Origin of the sequence: Cryobacterium sp. RTC2.1 (genome assembly GCF_035018685.1) — a bacterium.
Taxonomy (GTDB): Bacteria; Actinomycetota; Actinomycetes; order Actinomycetales; family Microbacteriaceae; genus Cryobacterium; species Cryobacterium glucosi.
Genome location: NZ_JASJXJ010000020.1, coordinates 13,149 through 32,449, shown reverse-complemented (window position 1 = coordinate 32,449; position 19,301 = coordinate 13,149). Strand labels below are relative to the sequence as shown.

The following is a 19,301-nucleotide window of genomic DNA, read 5'->3' as shown; positions in this document are numbered from 1 at the left end:
AGCCCGCAACATCCCGACCCGAGTGTCAGGGACGTCCCGAGACATGAAGTGTCAGGGACGTCCCGAGACAGCACACCCGGTCTTAAGGGCCAAAAGTGTACTCTCGCGCCTGGGAGACGGCGCGCCGGGGCGCGGCATCCGCTAGCCACGGGCCCTGATTAGCGGGAAGATGGAAGTGGGCAGAGCCCGCCGAAGAAATGAGCAGGTCAATGAGGATTCTCGTAGTTTGCGGTGCCGGGGCGTCCAGCGCCTTCGTCGCCCATCGCATCCGCCACACAGGTGAGGCCAGGGGTCTCGAACTGACGGTTCACGCCGGCAGCGAATCCGACCTTCCCGGGTCATTGGACCCGATCGATGTCTTGCTCGTCGGCCCGTATCTGGCCCCGCGTTACGAGAAGATCCGCGCGGAGGCGATCAAGCGGGGCGTCGGCGTCGCGCTCCTGCCCGACACCGTGTTCGCCTCCCAGAACGGCGACGAGGCACTCGACCTCGCCATCTACGCGTTCAAATCGCGCGGCTGGGCCGAACTGCGCGCCTGATCCCGGTTTCCCCGTGAGGGCTACTGGTCCATCAGGTGCACGAGCTCGTCGATGAAGGATGCGAAGTCGACCGACCTGCGGACCAGCCGCTGCACGTCGTTGCGGTCGGAGAAGACCTCGACGAACTGGTCGAAGACATCCTGGAAGCTCTTGCGCCCCGCGGCGCTGAACGCCACGAGCGCGACGACGTTGACCCGAGCCTCGCCCCAGTCCATCGGGGTGTCGTTGATCACGATCGCGATCGACGTGCGGTTCGCGGTCATCGACATCGAGTGCGGCACGGCCAGGTTGTCGGTGAACGCCGTCGAACTCATCAGCTCGCGCTCGATCGCGCCGACGATGTACTCGGGCTCGATGATGCCCTGCGCGGCCATCCGGTCGCCGAGCGCGCGGATCATGGCGTTTTCGTCGTTCGCGTAGAAGTTGTGCGAGAACAGCGAGGCGTCGAAGAACTGCAGCAGGTCGTCCTTGAGATGCGCGCGCCTGCGCAGCCGGCGCACCCGGCTCGCGGCCTTCCGGACCCGCTCGATGTCGGCTTCGGTCAGGAACGGCTGGATGACGATGATCCCGTCGCCGAGGCTGCCCGGATCGATCGTCGTGAGCACGAGGTCGGCCTCGAGCCCGCTCCAGTCCACGTCGCTCCTCGTGACGACGGAGACGACCTCGAGCTCATCGCCGAGGACACGTTCGATGCGTTCCCGCAGCAGGACGTGCATGTCGTAATAATTCGGGCAGACGATAGCGCAGCTGACGAGGTCGACCCGGCGCGACTGCTGCTGCAGGTGCGCGCCGACGTGCATCGCGATGTACGCGATCTCGTCGTCGTTGATCACGATCCGCTCCTGGCGCTGCAACTGGCTCGCGATGTACACCGCGAGCTCGTAGATCATCGGGTAACCCGTCTTGATGGACCGGGTGAGCGGGTTGTGTGCGAATGACCGGTCCTGGGCGCGGTTGATCAGGTTCCGCACGTGCAGGGTGAGCCGCACGATGAACGTCTCCTCGGTGAGGTCGACGAGGAATTCCTCGCTCGCCTGCGTCACGATCTGCCTGACGGTGTCGAGGTCCTCCGGGCGCACGAAGTTCTCGATGAGCTTCTTCGCCGGCTGGTCGTGACCCGGCGTGATCACCCGGGTGGTGAGGAGGAGTCCGATGTAGTCGAGGTCCCCGAGCGCGAGCTCGACGTCGAAGTGCCGCTTGATGAGCACGGCGAGGGCCCTGGTCATCTCGTCAGGGGGAGTGGCCTCCGGCTCGGCGGGGAGCGGCGCGGCGCGCTTGGTGACGCGGTCGACGGCGATCGCCACGTGCAGGAGCACGTCGTTGGTGCCGTACTCGTTCACGAAATAGCCCTGGGCGTCGAGCATGGCGATCAGGTCGGTCTTGAACGCGCTGAGGCTCTTCGACGCGAACTCGCGCTGGATGGTCTCGAGGTTCAGCATCCCGCGGTCGGTCTCCTCTCGGAACATCCGGCTGAGCAGCCGGCGCCGGTCCGTCTCCGATCCGGCCAGGGTCACGACGCTGCCGCGCCTCCCGAGCGTGAGCCCGGTCTCGGGCAGCAGCGACCGCACCCGGGCGAGATCGGCCTCGATCGTCGAATCACTCACGAAGAGCTCCGCCGCGAGGCTGTACACGTCGAGGCCGCTGTCCGACTCGGTGAGCCGCCTGACGAGGGCATAGAGCCGGTTCTGCCTGGTGTCCGGCTCGACCGGCTTGCGGCTCGACCGGAACACGGCGTACGCCTCGAGATCCAACCGGTACCCGGCCGTCCCCGATTCGATCACGTCGAGCGGATGCGCCGCCGCCTTCACGTTCGTCACGTAACTGCGCACGGTCCGAGGGGTCACCCCGAGGTGGTCGGCGAGTTCGCCGGCGGTCACCCAGACCGGCGTCTGCGACAGATACTCCAGCATCCGCGTTTGTTTGTCGCTCATCGCACAAAACTCCACATTGTCGTAGCTAGTCAATCATGCTGCACCCCTCCGGTATTCCCGCGCCGTGTTTCCGGGGGTGCGGAAACAGCTCTACTGGCCAGGGCCAGGCCATCGGACGAAACTGAAAGAGTCGAAACACCGAAAGGCTGAGTCAATGAGGATTCTTGTGATCTGTGGTGCGGGCGCGTCCAGCACCTTCGTCGCGCTGCGGATGCGCCGGACCATTTCCGAGCGTGGCCTGGTCGCCACGGTCGCCGCGGCCAGCGAAACAGAACTCCCCGATGCCCTCGACGGCATCGACGCCCTGCTCGTCGGCCCGCACCTGGCCGCACGATTCCCCGAGATCCGGGCGCAGGCGGCCGAACACGGCGTGGGCTGCGCTCTCCTGGCCGACACGATCTTCAAGGCCCGCGACGGAGCCGAAGCACTCGACGCGGCGCTCGCAGCCGTGGCATGACCCAGTACAGCACTCCACTCTCCACCGGAAGGAACCCCACCGATGATTGAACGCACAGTTCGAATCGGCTCGGCGAACGGCCTGCACGCCCGCCCCGCGAAACTCTTCACCAAGGCGGCAGCCGGCTCCGGCGTCAAGGTCACCATCGAAAAGGCCGGCGGCAAGGCGGTCAACGCCGCCAGCATCCTCGCCGTGATCTCCCTCGGCCTCGGCAACGGCGACGAGGTCACCATCGCGACGGTCGACGACGGGGCCAGTGCCACCCTCGACACCCTCGTATCCCTGCTCGCCGCCGACCACGACCTGCCTGCCGCGGACGCGGCGACCTCCGAAACGCGGGTCGCGGTATGAGCCTCGCGACGGCATCCGCCACGTCCGGCACCGACCTGACCGGAACCGGCATCGGCCAGGGAGTGGCCATCGGCCGGGTGCTGCGGATGCCCGAACCGCTCCCGGAACCGACCGACACCCCCAGCGCACTCACCCCGGAGGACGAAGGCGCCCGCGCCGCGGCCGCGCAGCGTTTTGTCGCCGTCGACCTCGAAGGCCGCGCCGAACGCGCAGGCGGAGCGGCCCAGGAGGTCCTCGAAGCCCAAGCCATGATGGCGGAGGACCCCACCCTCGTCGACGACCTCACCGAACGGCTCGCGACCGGCAAGACCGCGGAACGCGCCGTGTTCGAGGCCTTCTCCGCTTTCCGCGACCAGCTCACCGAACTCGGCGGGTACCTCGCCGAGCGTGCGGCAGACCTCGACGACGTGTCCCAGCGGGTCATCGCCCAGCTCGGCGGCCGGGCAGCCCCCGGCGTGCCGGAGCAGGAAGAACCGTTCATCCTCGTCGCCCATGACCTCGCCCCCGCCGACACCGCGCTGCTCGACCTCACCCGCGTGCTCGGTCTCGTCACGAGTGACGGCGGCCCGACCTCCCACACCGCGATCCTCGCCCGCGACAAGGCGATCGTCGCGATCGTCGGCGCCATCGGGGCAACCGACCTCGCCGACGGCACCCTCGTGATCGTGGACGCCGCAGCCGGCACCGTGACCGTCTCCCCGACGGAGGCCGAAGTCGAAACGGCCGAAGCCCGCATCCGTGCCCGCGCCCTGCGCGCCCAGGCCCCGACCGGCCCCGGCCGACTCCGGGACGGCGCCCCGATCCCGCTCCTCGCGAACCTCGGCTCCGCCGACGGCGCCGCCAGGGCCGTCGAACTGGGCGCGGAAGGTGTCGGCCTGTTCCGCACCGAGTTCCTCTTCCTCGGCTCCCGGAACGCACCGACGATCCTCGAGCAGGCGGAACAGTACGCACGCCTGCTGCATGCCTTCCCCGGCAAGAAGGTCGTGGTGCGTGCGCTCGACGCCGGAAGCGACAAGCCGCTCGCGTTCCTCAACGACGCAGCGGAGGAGAACCCCGCACTCGGCCTCCGCGGCCTCCGGGCCCTGCGCGCCTCCGAAGACATCCTCCGCGAACAGCTGACCGCGCTCGCCGAAGCGGATGCCGCGACCGACGCCGACGTCTGGGTGATGGCGCCCATGGTCGCAACGGTCGAGGAGACCACCTACTTCGTGGAACTCGCCCACAAGCTCGGGCTCAAAACGGCCGGCGTCATGGTCGAGATCCCCTCGGCAGCACTCCTGGCCGACCGCATCCTGCAACACTCGGACTTCGCGTCGATCGGCACCAACGACCTCACCCAGTACACCCTCGCAGCCGACCGTCTCCTCGGTTCCGTGGCGGGCTACCAGAACCCGTGGCACCCCGCGGTCCTGCGCCTGATCGGAGAGGTCGGCACGGCAGGCCGCTCCAGCGGCAAACCGGTCGGGGTGTGCGGAGAGGCGGCGGCGGACCCACTGCTCGCCGTCGTGCTCGTCGGACTGGGGGCCACGAGCCTGTCCATGTCCTCTGCGGCACTCTCCGACGTCCGGGCGGAACTCGCCCGGTTCAGCGCGGAGGAGGCCGGGCAACTCGCCGCGGTCGCCCTCGCGGCAGACGGCGCGGCATCCGCTCGCGCCGCGGCGACGAAGCTCGCCGCCACCTTCTCTCACACGGACTAGTCCGTGCGAGTCGTTTCACCGCTCACCCGCAATCACAACCCGAACACACAACGAAAGGCAGAGAAATGACGACGACGTCAACTGACACGAAGAGCGGAGGCGGAGCGCGCGTCCACGTGCAGCGCTTCGGCACCTTCCTCAGCGGCATGATCATGCCCAACATCGCGGCGTTTATCGCGTGGGGCCTCATCACCGCGTTCTTCATCCCGACCGGCTGGACCCCGAACGAGACCGTCGCCAAGATGGTCGACCCGATGATCTTGTACCTGCTCCCGCTCCTGATCGCCAACACCGGTGGCCGCATGGTCTACGGCGTCCGCGGTGGCGTCATCGCCTCGATCGCCACGATGGGCGTCATCGTCGGCAGCGCGATCCCGATGTTCATCGGTGCGATGATCGTCGGCCCGCTCTCCGCCTGGCTCCTCAAGAAGCTCGACAGCCTGTGGGCGGGCAAGATCCGCCCCGGTTTCGAGATGCTCGTGGACAACTTCTCCTCGGGTATCCTCGGCGCCATCCTCGCCCTGGGCGCGTTCTTCGGAATCGCTCCGGTCGTGACCGGCTTCAGCACCATGCTGGAGGGCGGAGTCAACTGGCTCGTCTCCAACAACCTGCTGCCGCTCGCGAGCATCCTCGTCGAGCCCGGCAAGGTGCTGTTCCTGAACAACGCCATCAACCACGGCGTGTTCACCCCGATCGGCGTGCAGCAGGTTGCTGAATCCGGCAAGTCGCTGCTCTTCCTGATCGAGGCGAACCCCGGCCCCGGCCTCGGCCTGCTCCTCGCGTTCTCCTTCTTCGGGGTCGGACTGGCCAAGGCCAGTGCCCCCGGCGCGATCATCATCCAGTTCCTCGGTGGAATCCACGAGATCTACTTCCCCTACGTCCTGATGAAGCCGATCCTCATCCTCGCCACCATCGGCGGCGGCATGACCGGCGTCGCGATCAACGTCGCGTTCCACACCGGCCTCCGCGCCCCGGCCTCGCCCGGCAGCATCTTCGCCGTGCTTCTCCAGACCGCACCGGACAGCTACGTCGGCGTCGTCCTCTCGGTCATCGGCTCCGCAGCCGTGTCGTTCCTGATCGCCTCCGTCATCCTCCGTGCGAGCCGCAAGCGCGACATCGCCGCCGGACTCGACAACGACCTCACCGAGGCCGTCGCGAAGACCGAAGCCCTCAAGGGCAAGTCCTCGAGCGTCCTCGGCAACCTCGCCGCTGCGGGCACCACGGATGCCGCCACCGCGGCCGCCGCAGGCCACCAGCTGAAGAACATCGTCTTCGCGTGCGACGCAGGCATGGGGTCAAGCGCCATGGGCGCCTCCGTCCTGCGGAACAAGATCAAGAAGGCCGGTATCGAAGGAATCACGGTGACCAACCAGGCCATCGCGAACCTCGACGGCACCGCCGACCTGGTCATCACCCACCAGGACCTCACCGCGAGGGCCCAGCAGAAGTCGCCGGCATCCGTGCACGTTTCGGTGTCGAACTTCATGAACAGCCCGAAGTATGACGAGGTCGTCGAATTGCTCCAGAGCAAGGCGGACTCAGAGGCCACACTGTGACCGATCAGATCCTCGAGCCCGGCAACGTGGTGGCCGCGGGAACGGCCACCACGAAGAACGACGCCATCAAGGAGGCCGGCGCACTGCTGGTCGCCGCGGGTGCAGTGACCCAGGCGTACGTCGATTCGATGTTCGACAGGGAGGCGAGTGTGTCGACCTACATGGGCAACTTCCTCGCCATCCCGCACGGCACGAACGAGGCGAAGGAGTCGATCATTCATTCGGCGCTCTCCCTCGTCCGCTATGACACGCCCATCGACTGGGACGGCAACCCGGTCCGGTTCGCAGTCGGGATCGCGGGGCTCAACAACGAGCACCTCGCGATCCTCTCGAAGATCGCCATCGTCTTCTCGGACGAGGACGAAGTACAGAAACTGATCGATGCAGGAAATGCAGGAGAGATTTACGCTCTCCTCGAGGAGGTCAACGCAGAATGAAAGCAATTCACTTCGGTGCAGGCAATATCGGTCGCGGATTCGTCGGCCTCCTGCTTCACGACGCCGGATACCAGGTGGTCTTCGCCGATGTGAATGCTTCCCTGATCGACGCCCTCAAGGCCGCGACGACCTACTCGGTGCATGAGGCGGGGGAGGAGTCGACCACTCGCGTGGTCGACAACTTCCGCGCCATCAACAGCGCGACCGACGAGGCCGCCCTGATCCAGGAGATCGCGACGGCCGACATCGTCACGACCGCCGTCGGCCCGACCGTGCTGCGCTTCGTGGCCCCGGTCATCGCCGCCGGACTCGCGGCCCGCGACGCGTCGCTGCCCCCGCTCGCTGTGATGGCGTGCGAGAACGCGATCAACGCGACCGACGTGCTCGCGGAACAGGTCTGGCTCCACGTGGCAGAGGGAGATCGCGCGGCCGTCAACGCCCGCGTCGCCTTCGCCAATACAGCCGTCGACCGGATCGTTCCCGGGCAGGCGGACGGCAGTGGCATCGACGTCACCGTCGAGGCCTTCTACGAGTGGGTCATCGAGCGCGGCGCCTTCAACGGCGCCGTGCCCGTGATCCCCGGTGCGACCTTCGTCGACAACCTCGCGCCCTACATCGAGCGCAAGCTGTTCACGGTCAACACCGGCCACGCAACGGTCGCCTACCTCGGCTCCGTTGCCGGCGTCACGAAGATCTCGGACGCCCTCCTGGTACCCGAGGTGCTTGACGGCGCCCGGCGCGTCCTGGAGGAGACCAGCGCCCTCCTGGTGGCCAAGCACGGGCTCGACGAAGCCGCCCAGCGCGCCTATCGCGAGAAGATCCTGGTTCGGTTCAAGAACCCGGCCCTTCCCGACACCGTGCAGCGTGTCGGACGCCAGCCGCTCCGCAAGCTCAGCAGGCACGAACGCTTCATCGGCCCCGCCGCGGAGATCGCCGAACGCGGCACCCGCCCGACGGCACTGCTCGAGGCGGTCGGCGCAGCCCTCCGCTTCGACGTGGCGGACGACGAGCAGAGCGTCGAACTCCAGGCCAAGCTCCGCAGCCTCACGGCCGCGGGCTTCGTGACGGATGTCTGCGGGCTCGACGCGACGCATCCGCTCTTCTCGGACGTCGTCACCGTCGTCGAAGGCGTGCAGCGCACGCTCTAGGCCCGTCAGGCTCAAAAAAGCACAATCGGCACTGAAGCGACACAACAGCACGATTCCGCACTGAAACGGGCGGCGGCAGCAGCAATTGCCAAGGGATTATAGGGAAGAATTGCCAAAAGGCAACTTCATACCATAGAGTAAATCCTTGGTGTCTGATGCCGTCGCCTGCGGCGTGTCTAGAGCACCATATCCCCGCACGACCAGCAATCAATACCTAGTGATAGTGAGTTATGGCCAAAAAAGACGGTGTCATCGAAATCGAGGGCGCAGTAGTCGAAGCTCTTCCCAATGCGATGTTTCGCGTTGAGTTGACGAACGGCCACAAAGTTCTTGCCCACATTTCGGGCAAGATGCGTCAGCACTACATCCGCATCCTTCCTGAGGACCGCGTGATCGTGGAGCTGAGCCCTTACGATCTGACTCGCGGCCGGATCGTCTACCGCTACAAGTAAGAAGTTGCTGTAAGTAACGGCCCGCGGCATTCCGCGGGTACGAAGACAGCGAATACAAGGACACACCATGAAGGTCAAGCCCAGCGTCAAAAAGATCTGTGACAAGTGCAAGGTCATCCGCCGCAACGGCAACGTGATGGTCATCTGCGAGAACCCGCGTCACAAGCAGCGTCAGGGTTAGCCGGTGGGGGTCTGTCACCCGACAGGCTCACCCTGGTGAACGATTCAACTGAATACAGAAAATAGCAGTGCCAGGAATCCCGCGAGGGGGGACACCATCGGTTGGAGGCCGATGAACGGGCATTGCTACAGACCTCCACTCATATACAGGAGAAGCCATAATGGCACGTCTAGCCGGCGTTGATATTCCCCGCGATAAGCGCGTGGAAGTTGCACTGACTTACATCTTTGGTGTTGGCCGCACGAGGGCACTCAAGACCCTCGCCGACACTGAAATCGATGGAAACATCCGAGTCAAGGACCTGACCGACGAGCAGCTCGTCGCCCTCCGTGACTACATCGAAGGAACCTTCAAGGTTGAGGGTGACCTCCGCCGTGAGGTTGCCGCCGACATCCGCCGCAAGGTCGAGATCGGCAGCTACGAGGGAATCCGCCACCGCAAGGGCCTGCCCGTCCGCGGCCAGCGCACCAAGACCAACGCTCGCACCCGCAAGGGCCCGAAGCGCACCGTAGCCGGCAAGAAGAAGGCGCGCTAGGCCTCGGCCTGGCCCGTCTCGCCTTTAGGATTCAGGAGAAATTCATGGCAGCACCCAAGTCGGCCGTTCGGAAGCCGCGCAAGAAAGAAAAGAAGAACGTCGCCGTGGGCCAGGCCCACATCAAGAGCACGTTCAACAACACCATCGTCTCGATCACCGACACCACCGGTGCGGTCATCAGCTGGGCGTCCTCAGGTGGAGTTGGCTTCAAGGGTTCGCGTAAGTCGACCCCGTTCGCCGCACAGCTGGCAGCCGAGTCGGCCGCCCGCCAGGCGCAGGAGCACGGTATGAAGAAGGTTGACGTGTTCGTCAAGGGACCCGGCTCAGGCCGCGAAACCGCGATCCGCTCCCTTCAGGCCGCCGGCCTCGAGGTTGGCTCGATCAACGACGTGACGCCCCAGGCTCACAACGGTTGCCGTCCGCCGAAGCGTCGCCGCGTCTAAAGCACCCGCACTGGCCGGGTTCGTCCTCGTGACGACCCCGGTCGCCGCGGATCGCAGGGCCTGGACTGCTCCTCACGGAGCGGTCCAGGCCCCGCGCGATTCTTTTTTCTTTCACACTCAACACCTCGCCTCGCAAGTGTCATATAGCGGACACTTTGCCGAAAGGAATCAATAGTGCTTATCGCACAGCGCCCCACGCTCACCGAGGAGAACATCTCGGAGTTCCGGTCCCGGTTCATCATTGAGCCGCTCGAGCCTGGCTTCGGTTACACCCTCGGCAACTCCATGCGCCGCACCCTGCTCTCCTCGATCCCCGGAGCCGCTGTCACCAGCATCCGTATCGACGGCGTGCTGCACGAGTTCAGCACGGTTCCCGGTGTCAAGGAAGACGTCACCGAGATCATCCTGAACATCAAGGGACTCGTCATCTCGAGCGAGCACGACGAGCCGATCACCGCGTACCTGCGCAAGCAGGGTGCCGGCCAGGTCACCGCCGCCGACATTTCGGCTCCGGCCGGCGTCGAGGTGCACAACCCCGAACTGGTCATCGCCACCCTGAACGACAAGGCGAAGTTCGAACTCGAACTGACCATCGAGCGTGGCCGCGGCTACGTGTCGGCCACCCAGAACCGCAACGAGTACTCCGAGGCCGGCCAGATTCCGGTCGACTCGATCTACTCGCCCGTGCTCAAGGTGACCTACCGCGTCGAGGCGACCCGTGCCGGTGAACGTACCGACTTCGACCGCCTCGTCGTCGACGTGGAGACCAAGTCGGCAATCTCGCCTCGCGACGCCATCGCATCCGCCGGTCGCACCCTGACCGAGCTGTTCGGTCTGGCCCGCGAACTGAACACCGCGGCAGAGGGCATCGAAATCGGCCCCGCGCCGGTCGACGCCGTGTTGTCGACCGAACTGTCGATCCCGATCGAAGACCTCGATCTGTCGGTTCGTTCGTACAACTGCCTCAAGCGTGAAGGCATCAACAACGTCAGCGAACTGGTCGCCCTCTCGGAGACCCAGCTGATGAACATCCGCAACTTCGGACAGAAGTCGGTGGATGAGGTCAAGGACAAGCTCGTCGAGCTTGGCCTGTCACTGAAGGACTCGGTGCCCGGATTCGACGGCGCCCACTTCTACAGCGGCTACGACGAAGAAACCATCTAAAAGCAGTCTCCCGACTGACTTTTGACTTTTGATACTGGAGATTACTAATGCCCACGCCCACTAAGGGAGCCCGCCTCGGTGGCGGCCCGGCACACGAGCGCCTCATGCTCGCCAACCTTGCCGCCTCGCTGTTCACCCACAAGTCGATCAAGACGACCGAAACGCGGGCCAAGCGCCTTCGTCCGGTCGCCGAGCGACTGATCACGTTCGCGAAGAAGGGCGACCTGCACGCCCGTCGTCGCGTTCTGGCCACCATCGGCGACAAGACCGTCGTGCACGAGCTCTTCACCGAGATCGCACCCCAGGTCGCCTTGCGCGAGGGCGGCTACACCCGCATCACGAAGCTCGGCTTCCGTAAGGGCGACAACGCTTCGATGGTCCAGATGGAACTCGTCCTCGAGCCCGTCACCCCGAAGGTCAAGTCCGCGAAGACGTCCGCCGCTGCAGCTGCTGCCGTCGCGCCGGTCGTCGTCGAGGCCCCCGCCGAGACCGAGGTCGTCGTTGACGCCCCGGCCGAGGACGAGGTCGTTGCCGAGGCTCCCGTCGAGGAAGCCAAGTAACCCACGCTTCACCCGCTTCACCTGGAAGGGCCCGACTTCGGTCGGGCCCTTCTTTTTTGATCTCCTAGGACACGGGGCGGAGGACGACGGGGTCCTGGCCGAGCCGGTAGGGGTCCCGGCCGTGCAACGGATGCTGGGGGGCGAGCCAGTCCAGCGCGGACGCGATGCAGTCGGCGTAGATCCGCCCTCCCGTGGGACCCGGGTGGATGTTGTCCCCGGCCAGGACGTCGGTGTGCGGCGCGATCGCGTCGTGCCAGCCGGCGATGCCCACGAGGCGGTGGTGGGCGGCGAAGCCGGCGAGCGCCTCGTTTACGCCGGCCGTCCAGTCCCGGTCGGCGAAGGCGGTCACGAGCACGAGCTTCCGGTCGGGGCCGATCGCGGCCTCGATCGCGAGCAGCTCATCCGTGGTGATCGGCCCGTTCGTGCCGAGCCCGACGACGACGACCGGACGCAGCGTCCCGGCGGCGGCCTGGGCGGCAAGGATGTCCGGAGCCGCGCGCATGCCCCGGGACACGGCGGCGTCGATCAGGATGCCCGGGAACCGGTCTTCGAGCTCGGGTGCCGAGGCGAGCATCACGGAATCGCCGACGGCCGAGATCAGGTCGCCCGGTGCGACCGGCGCGGGCGCCGTGGTCGGGTCGCTCTTCCGCTCGGCGTCCTCGCGCTTCCGGTCGGCCTGGGCGGCTTCGAGCATGTGCCGGCCGCTCGTGATCCGTGCCTGCGCACTCGTCTCGGCGGGTGCGACGACGACAGCGGCCGTCGTGCCGCCGACGAGGATCAGGCCGACCATCGCTGCGACGCCGACAACCGCGAGCCGGGACCACGACTCGGTCGCGAAACCCGACAGGGAGCGGATGCCGCCGCGCAGGCCCCTGCGCCGCACCGGCTGCTCGAGCCACCGGTACGAGGCTGCGGCCACAAGCACGGCGACGGCGGCGACGAGCAGGTGCACCTCGACGCCGGCGGCCGGCCAGGCGACGCCGGCGAGCACGAAGAGGGGCCAGTGCCAGAGGTAGATGCCGTAGGACCGTTCGCCGATCCACCGGAGCGCCGGGGTGTCGAGCCAGCGGCCGAAACGGGCGCCGCGCACGGCGGCCCAGATCACGACGCAGGACAGCAGGCTGATAGCGGCGAGTCCGCCCCGGTACGCCGACGGGCCCGCGGCGGGCAACCACGCCGCAGCCGCACCGATGCCGAGCAATGCGGTGAGGCCGAGCCAGGGGCGCAGCCGGGCGGGGGAGGCGAGCCGGGAGGCGAACCGGGTGAAGCCCGCTGGGCCGGTGCGGGCGGCACCGGCGTTGGCGTTGCGGGTCGGTGCGCCCAGGCCGTTCGGGCGCCGCAGCAGCAGCGCGAGGGCCGCGCCGGCGAAGAGCCCGAAGCTGTGCGTGTCCGAGCCGTAGTAGACCCGGGTCGGATCGGTGCCCGGCTGGAACAGGAACCCCATCCAGAGAACGGAGAGGACGCCGAGGGTGCACACCACCGCCAGGCGAATCCGGGCGCTCCGGATCAGCGGCACCGCGAGCAGCGCAAACGGCCAGACCAGATAGAACTGCTCCTCGACGGCCAGGGACCAGAGGTTCCGGAACAGCTCCGGACTCGTCGCCGAGAAGTAGCTCGCGGAGCCTGCGATCGACACCCAGTTGTAGCCGAACGTGACCGCGCCGAGAACTTGCCAGCCGAGGCCGACGAGCACGTCGCCCCCGAGCATCCACGCCACGGTGCAGCAGAGCAGCACGAGGGGAACGAGCGGCGGCACGAGCCGGCGCACCCGGCGGCTCCAGAACCGGCGCAACGAGATCCGGCGGGACCTGGCATATTCGTCCACGAGGAGACCGGTGATCAGGAACCCGCTGATCACGAAGAACACGTCGACGCCGACGAAGCCGCCGGGCAGCACCTGTGGGAAGAAATGGAAGACGAGCACAACGCTCACGGCGATGCCGCGCAGGCCGTCGAGGCCGGAGAAACGGCGCGAATCCCGAGTCTCAGAGTCCGGGCGCAGGGATGCGGGAGTGCGGTAACTGAGTTTCATAGCGGTGAGCGGAGCCGATCCGGGTTCTACGATACCCGGCCCGGCACTTACACTTACCTCCGTGAATCTTCCTGCCGCCCCTGTTGTCTCCCCGCTCCCGGAGAACACCCGGATCAGGCTGGACATCGCCTACGACGGCACCGATTTTTCGGGATGGGCGATTCAACCAGAGCTCCGCACCGTGCAGGGCCAGATCGAGGCAGGACTCGCCACGATCCTGCAGAGCTACCCGCCGTATCCGTCCCTCATCGTCGCCGGGCGAACGGATGCGGGGGTGCACGCCCTCGGTCAGGTCGCGCACTTCGACCTCACCCCCGACCAAGTCGGGGGCCTGCTCCGACGGGGAAGGGGCCGGACCCCTGCGACGCTCGCGGTGATGGTGCAGCGGAGGCTCGGGGGGATCCTGGTGACCCAGCCGGAGATCGTGATCAAGGCATCCGCCGTCGCACCCCCCGGATTCGACGCCCGGTTCTCGGCGAACTGGCGCCGCTACGAGTACCGGATCGCTGACTCGGTGCTCGGGCACAACCCGCAGGACCGGCTGCGCACGACCTGGCACGGCTTCGCGCTCGACCTGGAACCGATGCAGGTGGCCGCGGCGTCCCTGCTCGGGTTGCATGACTTCGCGACCTATTGCAAACCCCGGCCGGGCGCCACGACGATTCGCACCCTGCAGGAGTTCAGCTGGCGGCGGGACCCGGACGGCGTGCTCGTCGCGACGGTGCAGGCGGACGCCTTCTGCCACAGCATGGTGCGGGCACTCGTCGGGGCCTGCGTCGCGGTCGGAGAGGGACGGCTCGCAGGGGAGCGGCTCGCGACGCTGCGGATCAACCGGGCGCGCACGAGCGAGTTCAAGGTCATGCCGCCGCAGGGCCTCACCCTGCTCGCGGTCGACTATCCCGCCGACGACCAGCTCGCGGCCCGCGCCCTCGAGACCCGTGCCCGGCGCGCCCTCGACGAGGACGAAGAGTAGCGCAGCGCGCCGCCGAATCGCGCAGGCGAATTGCGCCAACGCTCCCGGCGGACTAGCATTGAACCTTGGTGTCTGTGCGTTGCAGCCAGGCACACGAACGTGAGCCCTCCATCGATCGTGTTCCCCGTCGGGGAACACACCCGGAGCGGGATTCACGAACACCTCCGTTCGAACAAGAAAGCAGCACAACAGTGACGCGCACTTATACTCCCAAAGCAAGCGAAGTCCAGCACGACTGGGTCGTCATCGACGCCACAGACATCGTGCTCGGTCGTCTTGCCAGCCACGCCGCCGTTCTCCTCCGGGGGAAGCACAAGGCAACGTTCTCTCCCCACATGGACATGGGAGACTTCGTCATCATCGTCAATGCCGAGAAGATCGCCCTCACCGGCAAGAAGCTCGAACTGAAGATCGCATACCGCCACTCCGGATACCCGGGCGGCATTTCCGCCCAGAACTACTCGGAGATGCTCGAGAAGCACCCGACGCGTGCGGTTGAGAAGGCGATTCGCGGCATGCTGCCGAAGAACTCGCTCGGTCGCGCCCAGCTCGCGAAGCTCAAGGTCTACGCAGGCCCGGAGCACCCGCACGCTGCGCAGCAGCCCAAGCCGTACACCCTCTCCCAGGTCGCTCAGTAGCGCCGGCCACCAGACTTCTCGACTCTAAGAAAAAAGGATTCACACCATCGTGGCGAAGATCGCAGATCAGATTGACCAGGCTCCGGAGAGCTATTCCACCGAGACCCCGGCCGAAATCGTAACCAAGGCGCCCCGCGCCGTCCTCAACGTTCCCGGCGCAGCCGTTGGCCGTCGCAAGCAGGCCATCGCCCGCGTGCGCATCGTTCCCGGCTCCGGCACCATCACGGTGAACGGTCGCGAATTCGGGGACTACTTCCCGAACAAGCTTCACCAGCAGCTCATCAACGACCCGTTCAAGGTCCTCGACCTGATCGGCAGCTACGACGTCATCGCACGCATCACCGGCGGTGGCCCCTCCGGCCAGGCCGGCGCCCTGCGTCTCGGCATCGCGCGTTCGCTCAACCAGATCGACGAAGAGAACAACCGCGCCATCCTCAAGAAGGCCGGCTTCCTCAACCGTGACGCTCGCGTCAAGGAGCGCAAGAAGGCCGGACTCAAGAAGGCCCGTAAGGCGCCTCAGTTCTCGAAGCGCTAGATCGATAGTCGGCGCCGACATGCCTCGACTTTTCGGCACCGACGGTGTTCGGGGCCTGGCCAACCGTGATCTCACGGCTGGCCTGGCCCTGGGCCTCGCCCAGGCGAGTGCCGCAGTTCTCACCCAGGGTCGCCGCGCTGAATCGCGTCGAGCCGAGGGTCGCCGTCCGGTGGCCGTCCTCGCGCGTGACCCGCGCATTTCCGGCGAATTCCTCGCCTCGGCAGTAGCCGCGGGCCTCGCCAGTTCCGGTGTCGACGTCCTTGACGCCGGCGTCATCCCCACGCCGGCCGCGGCATTCCTGATCGCGGACATCGGTGCGGACTTCGGCGTGATGATTTCCGCCTCGCACAACCCCGCCCCCGACAACGGCATCAAGATCTTTGCCTTCGGTGGCACCAAACTTCCCGACGACGTCGAGGATCGTATCGAGGCCCACCTCGACCACGACAAGCTCACGCCGATCGCCGGCGATGTCGGCCGGATCTCACGCTTCGCGGACGCAGAAGACCGCTATGTCGTGCACCTCCTCGGCACCCTCCCGCACCGCCTCGACGGTATCCACGTCGTCCTGGACTGCGCCAATGGCGCGGCCGCGGGCGTGTCCCCACAGGTCTTCACGGATGCCGGCGCGCAGCTGACCGTCATCGGCGCCAACCCGAACGGGCTCAATATCAACGACGGGGTCGGCTCGACCCACCTCGACAACCTCGCGAAGGCCGTCCTCGAGCACGGTGCCGACGTGGGCATCGCCCACGACGGCGACGCCGACCGCTGCCTCGCCGTCGACCGGCACGGCAACATCGTGGACGGCGACCAGATCATGGCGATCCTCGCCGTCTCGATGGCCGAGCGCGGCGTCCTCAAGGACCGCACGCTCGTTGCCACTGTGATGAGCAACCTCGGCCTCCGGAGGGCCATGGCGGCCAACGACATCCGCATGATCGAGACCAAGGTCGGCGACCGCTACGTGCTCGAAGAGCTCAACGCGAACGGCCTGTCCCTTGGCGGGGAACAGTCCGGACATGTCATCATGACGGACTTCGCGACCACCGGTGACGGTATCCTCACCGGACTCCACCTCGTCGCCGAGATGGCCCGCACCGGCAAGCCGCTCCACGAGCTCGCCGCCGTGATGACCGTGTTCCCGCAGATCCTCGTGAACGTGCGCGGCGTCGATCACCACGCGCTGAAATCCGACGAGGTCATCGCCGCCGCCGTGCGCGAGGCAGAAGCCGAACTCGGAGACACCGGCCGGGTGCTGCTGCGTCCGTCCGGCACCGAGCCGATGGTGCGCGTCATGGTCGAGGCGGCCGACCAGGCCACCGCCGACCGGCTTGCGCACTCCCTCGCCGACGTCGTGCGCTTGCGCCTCGCCCTCGACTCCCTCTGGGACCCGGGCCCGGTCGGAGCGAACGAGCGGTAGAGAATGCCGCGTTCGACGAGCGTCCAGGCCGTGCTCACCGTGAGGTAGAGCGTCGCGGCCAGCGGGACCACGCTCGCGAACACAAGCGTCAGGAACGGGAGCCAGCTGAGGATTGCGGCGAGCCGTGCTGCAGCGGGCCGGGCTGTCGGCACGACCGGAGAGGCGTATCGCGCAGCCAGTCGTCGAGAGATCCCCGCGGTCACGGCGATGACGGCCAGGAGCGCGCCGAACAGCATGAGCCCGGGCCAGAAGGTCGGGGTGGCGCCCAGAAACGCAAGGAACGACGTGCCGAGCGGAACGCCGCCGAGCTCCTGAGCGAGGAGCAGATTCGGTTGTCCGTTGATACTGGCGAGGACGAAGAGCGCGTACACGGTGGACACGATCGGCGCCTGCAGGAGCGTCGGCAGGCATCCGGCCAGGGGCGACGCCTTCTCGGCCGCGTAGAGCTCGGCTGTCCTGCGGTTCAGCAGCTCGGGGTCGGCCCGGTACCGGCGTTGCAGCTCCCGGAGTTTCGGGGCGAGGCGCCTGCGGACGAGCTCGGCGCGCACCTGGGCGCGGCCGACCGGTACGAGAACTGCCCGCAACAGGAGCGTGACCAGGACGATGACGAGTGCGGTGCTGCTCGCACCGAAGAGAGGTGCGAGCGCGGAGGAGAAGGTGGTGACGGCCGCCGAGGCGGCTTGGAGCAGGGCTGCGACGGGCGCAACGGAATAGAGGTCCACGGAGGATATCCCAACGGTCGGAGGAAGAGGGGCGCGTCTGCGGTCGCGCTGCCTCGCCCTGCGTTGGAGTTGCCGGCTGAGGACTAGGCGACCGCGAGCGGCCGGGCCGGTGCGCGCGGGCGCGGACGCCCGGCGGTGTTGGGATGACTCGGTGCGGCGAGTTCGCTGAGCACCTCGCGGTGTCGGTGGGAGCGGCGGCCGACTGTGATCTCGAGGGCGTCGGCGGCCGTGAGCCGGCACTGGACCCCGATCACGAGCGCCAGGCCGAGTACGGCGACGCCGGCGAAGAACATCATCCCCGGTTCGGTCGGCACGAGGATGAGCGCGAGCAGCGGACCGGCCAGGTACAGCACCAGCGCGGTGTATGCGGCTCTCACGATCGCGCCTCCAGGCGGGTCGGCCAGAACGATTGGTGAAGCGACTCTACGCCGCGAGGTGAACCAATTCGACGGAGATTTTCGGTTCTGAACCGGTTTACCCGGTCTCCCACGTATCGAAAACCCAAAAACTCCGTCGAATCGGTCAGGGCAGCGGGCGGATGCCGCACCGCTCAGAGCTTGCGGAGCAGCACCTTCGACACGGCGTGGTTCTCGTCCTTGCGGAGCACAAGGGTCGCCCGGGAGCGCGTCGGCAGGATGTTCTGCACCAGGTTGGGCTCGTTGATCTCGTCCCAGATACGGCGGGCCTCCCGGCGGGCCTCGTCCTCGGTCATCGTCGCGTACCGGTGGAAGTACGACTTCGGGTTGCTGAACGCGCCACGCTGCAGGCGCAGGAACCGGTCGACGTACCAGCGGGCGATGTCCTGGGTGCGGGCATCCACGTACACGGTGAAGTCGAAGAGGTCGCTGACCGTGAGACCGTGCCCCGTTGTCGGCGGCGCGAGCACGTTGAGGCCTTCGACGATGAGGACGTCCGGCTGGCGGACCACGATCTGCGCGTCGGGAACGATGTCGTAGTTCAGGTGCGAATAGAACGGAGCCCGCACCTCGGCGGCGCCGCCCTTGACGGCGGACACGAAGCGGAGCAGGGATCGCCGGTCGTACGACTCTGGAAATCCCTTGCGGGCCATCAGTCCCCGCCGGGCCAGTTCGGCGTTCGGGAAGAGGAACCCGTCGGTCGTCACGAGTTCGACCCGGGGAGTGTCCTCCCAGCGGGCCAGCAGTTCGCGCAGGAGCCGGGCGATCGTCGACTTGCCGACGGCGACGGACCCGGCGACGCCGATCACGAACGGGGTGCGCCGGGCACGTTCGCCGAGGAAGTCGCTCGTCGCCCGGTGCAACTGGCTTGCTCCAGCGGCATAGAGGTTGAGCAGGCGGCTGACGGGCAGGTAGACATCGGTCACCTCGCCGAGGTCGAGCGGCTCGCCGAGGCCGCGCAACTGCACGATCTCGGTCTCACGGAGGGGGAGCTGGGTGGTGGGTGCAAGGGCCGCCCAGTCCGCTCGATCCAGCTCGACGAACGGTGTGGTGTGGCCGTTGTTCCAGAGGCTCGCGGCTGGATCGGACATTCCACACAGCTTAGTCGGAC

Annotated in this window: 21 protein-coding genes and 1 pseudogene; 17 read left to right on the top strand and 5 right to left on the bottom strand. The window is 66.9% G+C overall.

The window, feature by feature from the left end:
* Positions 1-209 precede the first annotated feature (209 nt).
* Positions 210-539 carry a PTS sugar transporter subunit IIB gene (locus QN357_RS04620; protein WP_166788281.1) on the top strand — a complete coding sequence of 110 codons (330 nt, stop codon included), beginning with the start codon at positions 210-212 and terminating at the stop codon, positions 537-539.
* A gap of 20 nt (positions 540-559) precedes the next feature.
* Here the strand turns inward: QN357_RS04620 and QN357_RS04615 are convergent, their stop codons facing one another.
* Positions 560-2,470, bottom strand: a complete 1,911-nt coding sequence (locus tag QN357_RS04615; protein WP_323504607.1) for a BglG family transcription antiterminator — start codon at positions 2,468-2,470, stop codon at positions 560-562.
* A gap of 154 nt (positions 2,471-2,624) precedes the next feature.
* On the opposite strand from QN357_RS04615, the gene QN357_RS04610 reads away from it, so the two are divergent.
* The 12 genes from QN357_RS04610 to rplQ all read left to right on the top strand — a co-directional run bounded on the left by QN357_RS04610 (position 2,625) and on the right by rplQ (position 11,451).
* Positions 2,625-2,927 (top strand): PTS IIB subunit, encoded by a 303-nt coding sequence (locus QN357_RS04610; protein WP_322137158.1) that lies wholly within the window; start codon positions 2,625-2,627, stop codon positions 2,925-2,927.
* A gap of 42 nt (positions 2,928-2,969) precedes the next feature.
* Complete coding sequence (locus QN357_RS04605; protein WP_323504606.1) at positions 2,970-3,278, top strand: HPr family phosphocarrier protein; 309 nt, start codon at positions 2,970-2,972, stop codon at positions 3,276-3,278.
* The gene (gene ptsP / locus QN357_RS04600) at positions 3,275-4,975 is read left to right on the top strand and encodes a phosphoenolpyruvate--protein phosphotransferase (protein WP_323504605.1); all 1,701 of its coding nucleotides are present in this window, start codon (positions 3,275-3,277) and stop codon (positions 4,973-4,975) included. Before QN357_RS04605 ends, ptsP begins: the two co-directional genes overlap by 4 nt.
* A 65-nt stretch (positions 4,976-5,040) precedes the next feature.
* Positions 5,041-6,531: a PTS mannitol transporter subunit IICB gene (locus tag QN357_RS04595; RefSeq protein WP_134449907.1), complete on the top strand. Its 1,491-nt coding sequence runs from the start codon at positions 5,041-5,043 to the stop codon at positions 6,529-6,531.
* Positions 6,528-6,968, top strand: a complete 441-nt coding sequence (locus QN357_RS04590) for a PTS sugar transporter subunit IIA (protein ID WP_323504604.1) — start codon at positions 6,528-6,530, stop codon at positions 6,966-6,968. Before QN357_RS04595 ends, QN357_RS04590 begins: the two co-directional genes overlap by 4 nt.
* Positions 6,965-8,116, top strand: a complete 1,152-nt coding sequence (locus tag QN357_RS04585; protein WP_323504603.1) for a mannitol-1-phosphate 5-dehydrogenase — start codon at positions 6,965-6,967, stop codon at positions 8,114-8,116. The genes QN357_RS04590 and QN357_RS04585 overlap by 4 nt, the downstream gene beginning before the upstream one ends.
* A 230-nt stretch (positions 8,117-8,346) precedes the next feature.
* A complete protein-coding gene (gene infA, locus QN357_RS04580) occupies positions 8,347-8,568 on the top strand; it encodes a translation initiation factor IF-1 (RefSeq protein WP_022883252.1) in 222 nt (73 codons plus the stop codon).
* A 67-nt stretch (positions 8,569-8,635) separates the two neighbouring features.
* Complete coding sequence (rpmJ, locus tag QN357_RS04575; RefSeq protein WP_035834639.1) at positions 8,636-8,749, top strand: 50S ribosomal protein L36; 114 nt, start codon at positions 8,636-8,638, stop codon at positions 8,747-8,749.
* Positions 8,750-8,909: 160 nt separating this feature from the next.
* Positions 8,910-9,284, top strand: coding sequence for a 30S ribosomal protein S13 (rpsM, locus tag QN357_RS04570; RefSeq protein WP_134449910.1), 375 nt, complete (start codon positions 8,910-8,912; stop codon positions 9,282-9,284).
* Between the two features lie 44 nt (positions 9,285-9,328).
* Positions 9,329-9,727 (top strand): 30S ribosomal protein S11, encoded by a 399-nt coding sequence (gene rpsK / locus QN357_RS04565; RefSeq protein WP_022883249.1) that lies wholly within the window; start codon positions 9,329-9,331, stop codon positions 9,725-9,727.
* Between the two features lie 174 nt (positions 9,728-9,901).
* Positions 9,902-10,891 carry a DNA-directed RNA polymerase subunit alpha gene (locus QN357_RS04560; protein ID WP_134449911.1) on the top strand — a complete coding sequence of 330 codons (990 nt, stop codon included), beginning with the start codon at positions 9,902-9,904 and terminating at the stop codon, positions 10,889-10,891.
* A 47-nt stretch (positions 10,892-10,938) separates the two neighbouring features.
* Positions 10,939-11,451 (top strand): 50S ribosomal protein L17, encoded by a 513-nt coding sequence (rplQ, locus tag QN357_RS04555; protein WP_323504602.1) that lies wholly within the window; start codon positions 10,939-10,941, stop codon positions 11,449-11,451.
* Between the two features lie 64 nt (positions 11,452-11,515).
* Here rplQ and QN357_RS04550 read toward each other — a convergent pair whose 3' ends face one another.
* Complete coding sequence (locus QN357_RS04550; RefSeq protein ID WP_323504601.1) at positions 11,516-13,483, bottom strand: acyltransferase family protein; 1,968 nt, start codon at positions 13,481-13,483, stop codon at positions 11,516-11,518.
* 61 nt (positions 13,484-13,544) lie between these two features.
* On the opposite strand from QN357_RS04550, the gene truA reads away from it, so the two are divergent.
* From truA to glmM, 4 genes are all read left to right on the top strand, one after another.
* Complete coding sequence (truA, locus tag QN357_RS04545; RefSeq protein ID WP_134449914.1) at positions 13,545-14,456, top strand: tRNA pseudouridine(38-40) synthase TruA; 912 nt, start codon at positions 13,545-13,547, stop codon at positions 14,454-14,456.
* Positions 14,457-14,647: 191 nt separating this feature from the next.
* Positions 14,648-15,094, top strand: coding sequence for a 50S ribosomal protein L13 (gene rplM, locus QN357_RS04540; protein ID WP_134449915.1), 447 nt, complete (start codon positions 14,648-14,650; stop codon positions 15,092-15,094).
* A 49-nt stretch (positions 15,095-15,143) separates the two neighbouring features.
* Entirely contained in the window at positions 15,144-15,629 is a 486-nt protein-coding gene (gene rpsI / locus QN357_RS04535; RefSeq protein ID WP_134449916.1) for a 30S ribosomal protein S9, read from the top strand.
* A gap of 19 nt (positions 15,630-15,648) precedes the next feature.
* A complete protein-coding gene (glmM, locus tag QN357_RS04530) occupies positions 15,649-17,052 on the top strand; it encodes a phosphoglucosamine mutase (RefSeq protein WP_323504600.1) in 1,404 nt (467 codons plus the stop codon).
* Positions 17,053-17,063: 11 nt separating this feature from the next.
* Here glmM and QN357_RS04525 read toward each other — a convergent pair.
* The 3 genes and pseudogenes from QN357_RS04525 to coaA form a co-directional block, all read right to left on the bottom strand.
* Positions 17,064-17,774 (bottom strand): annotated as a pseudogene (locus tag QN357_RS04525) (YidC/Oxa1 family membrane protein insertase); the annotation flags it as partial.
* Between the two features lie 83 nt (positions 17,775-17,857).
* Positions 17,858-18,151 (bottom strand): DUF6412 domain-containing protein, encoded by a 294-nt coding sequence (locus QN357_RS04520; protein ID WP_134449919.1) that lies wholly within the window; start codon positions 18,149-18,151, stop codon positions 17,858-17,860.
* A gap of 173 nt (positions 18,152-18,324) precedes the next feature.
* Positions 18,325-19,281 carry a type I pantothenate kinase gene (gene coaA / locus QN357_RS04515; protein ID WP_134449920.1) on the bottom strand — a complete coding sequence of 319 codons (957 nt, stop codon included), beginning with the start codon at positions 19,279-19,281 and terminating at the stop codon, positions 18,325-18,327.
* Positions 19,282-19,301: the final 20 nt, after the last annotated feature.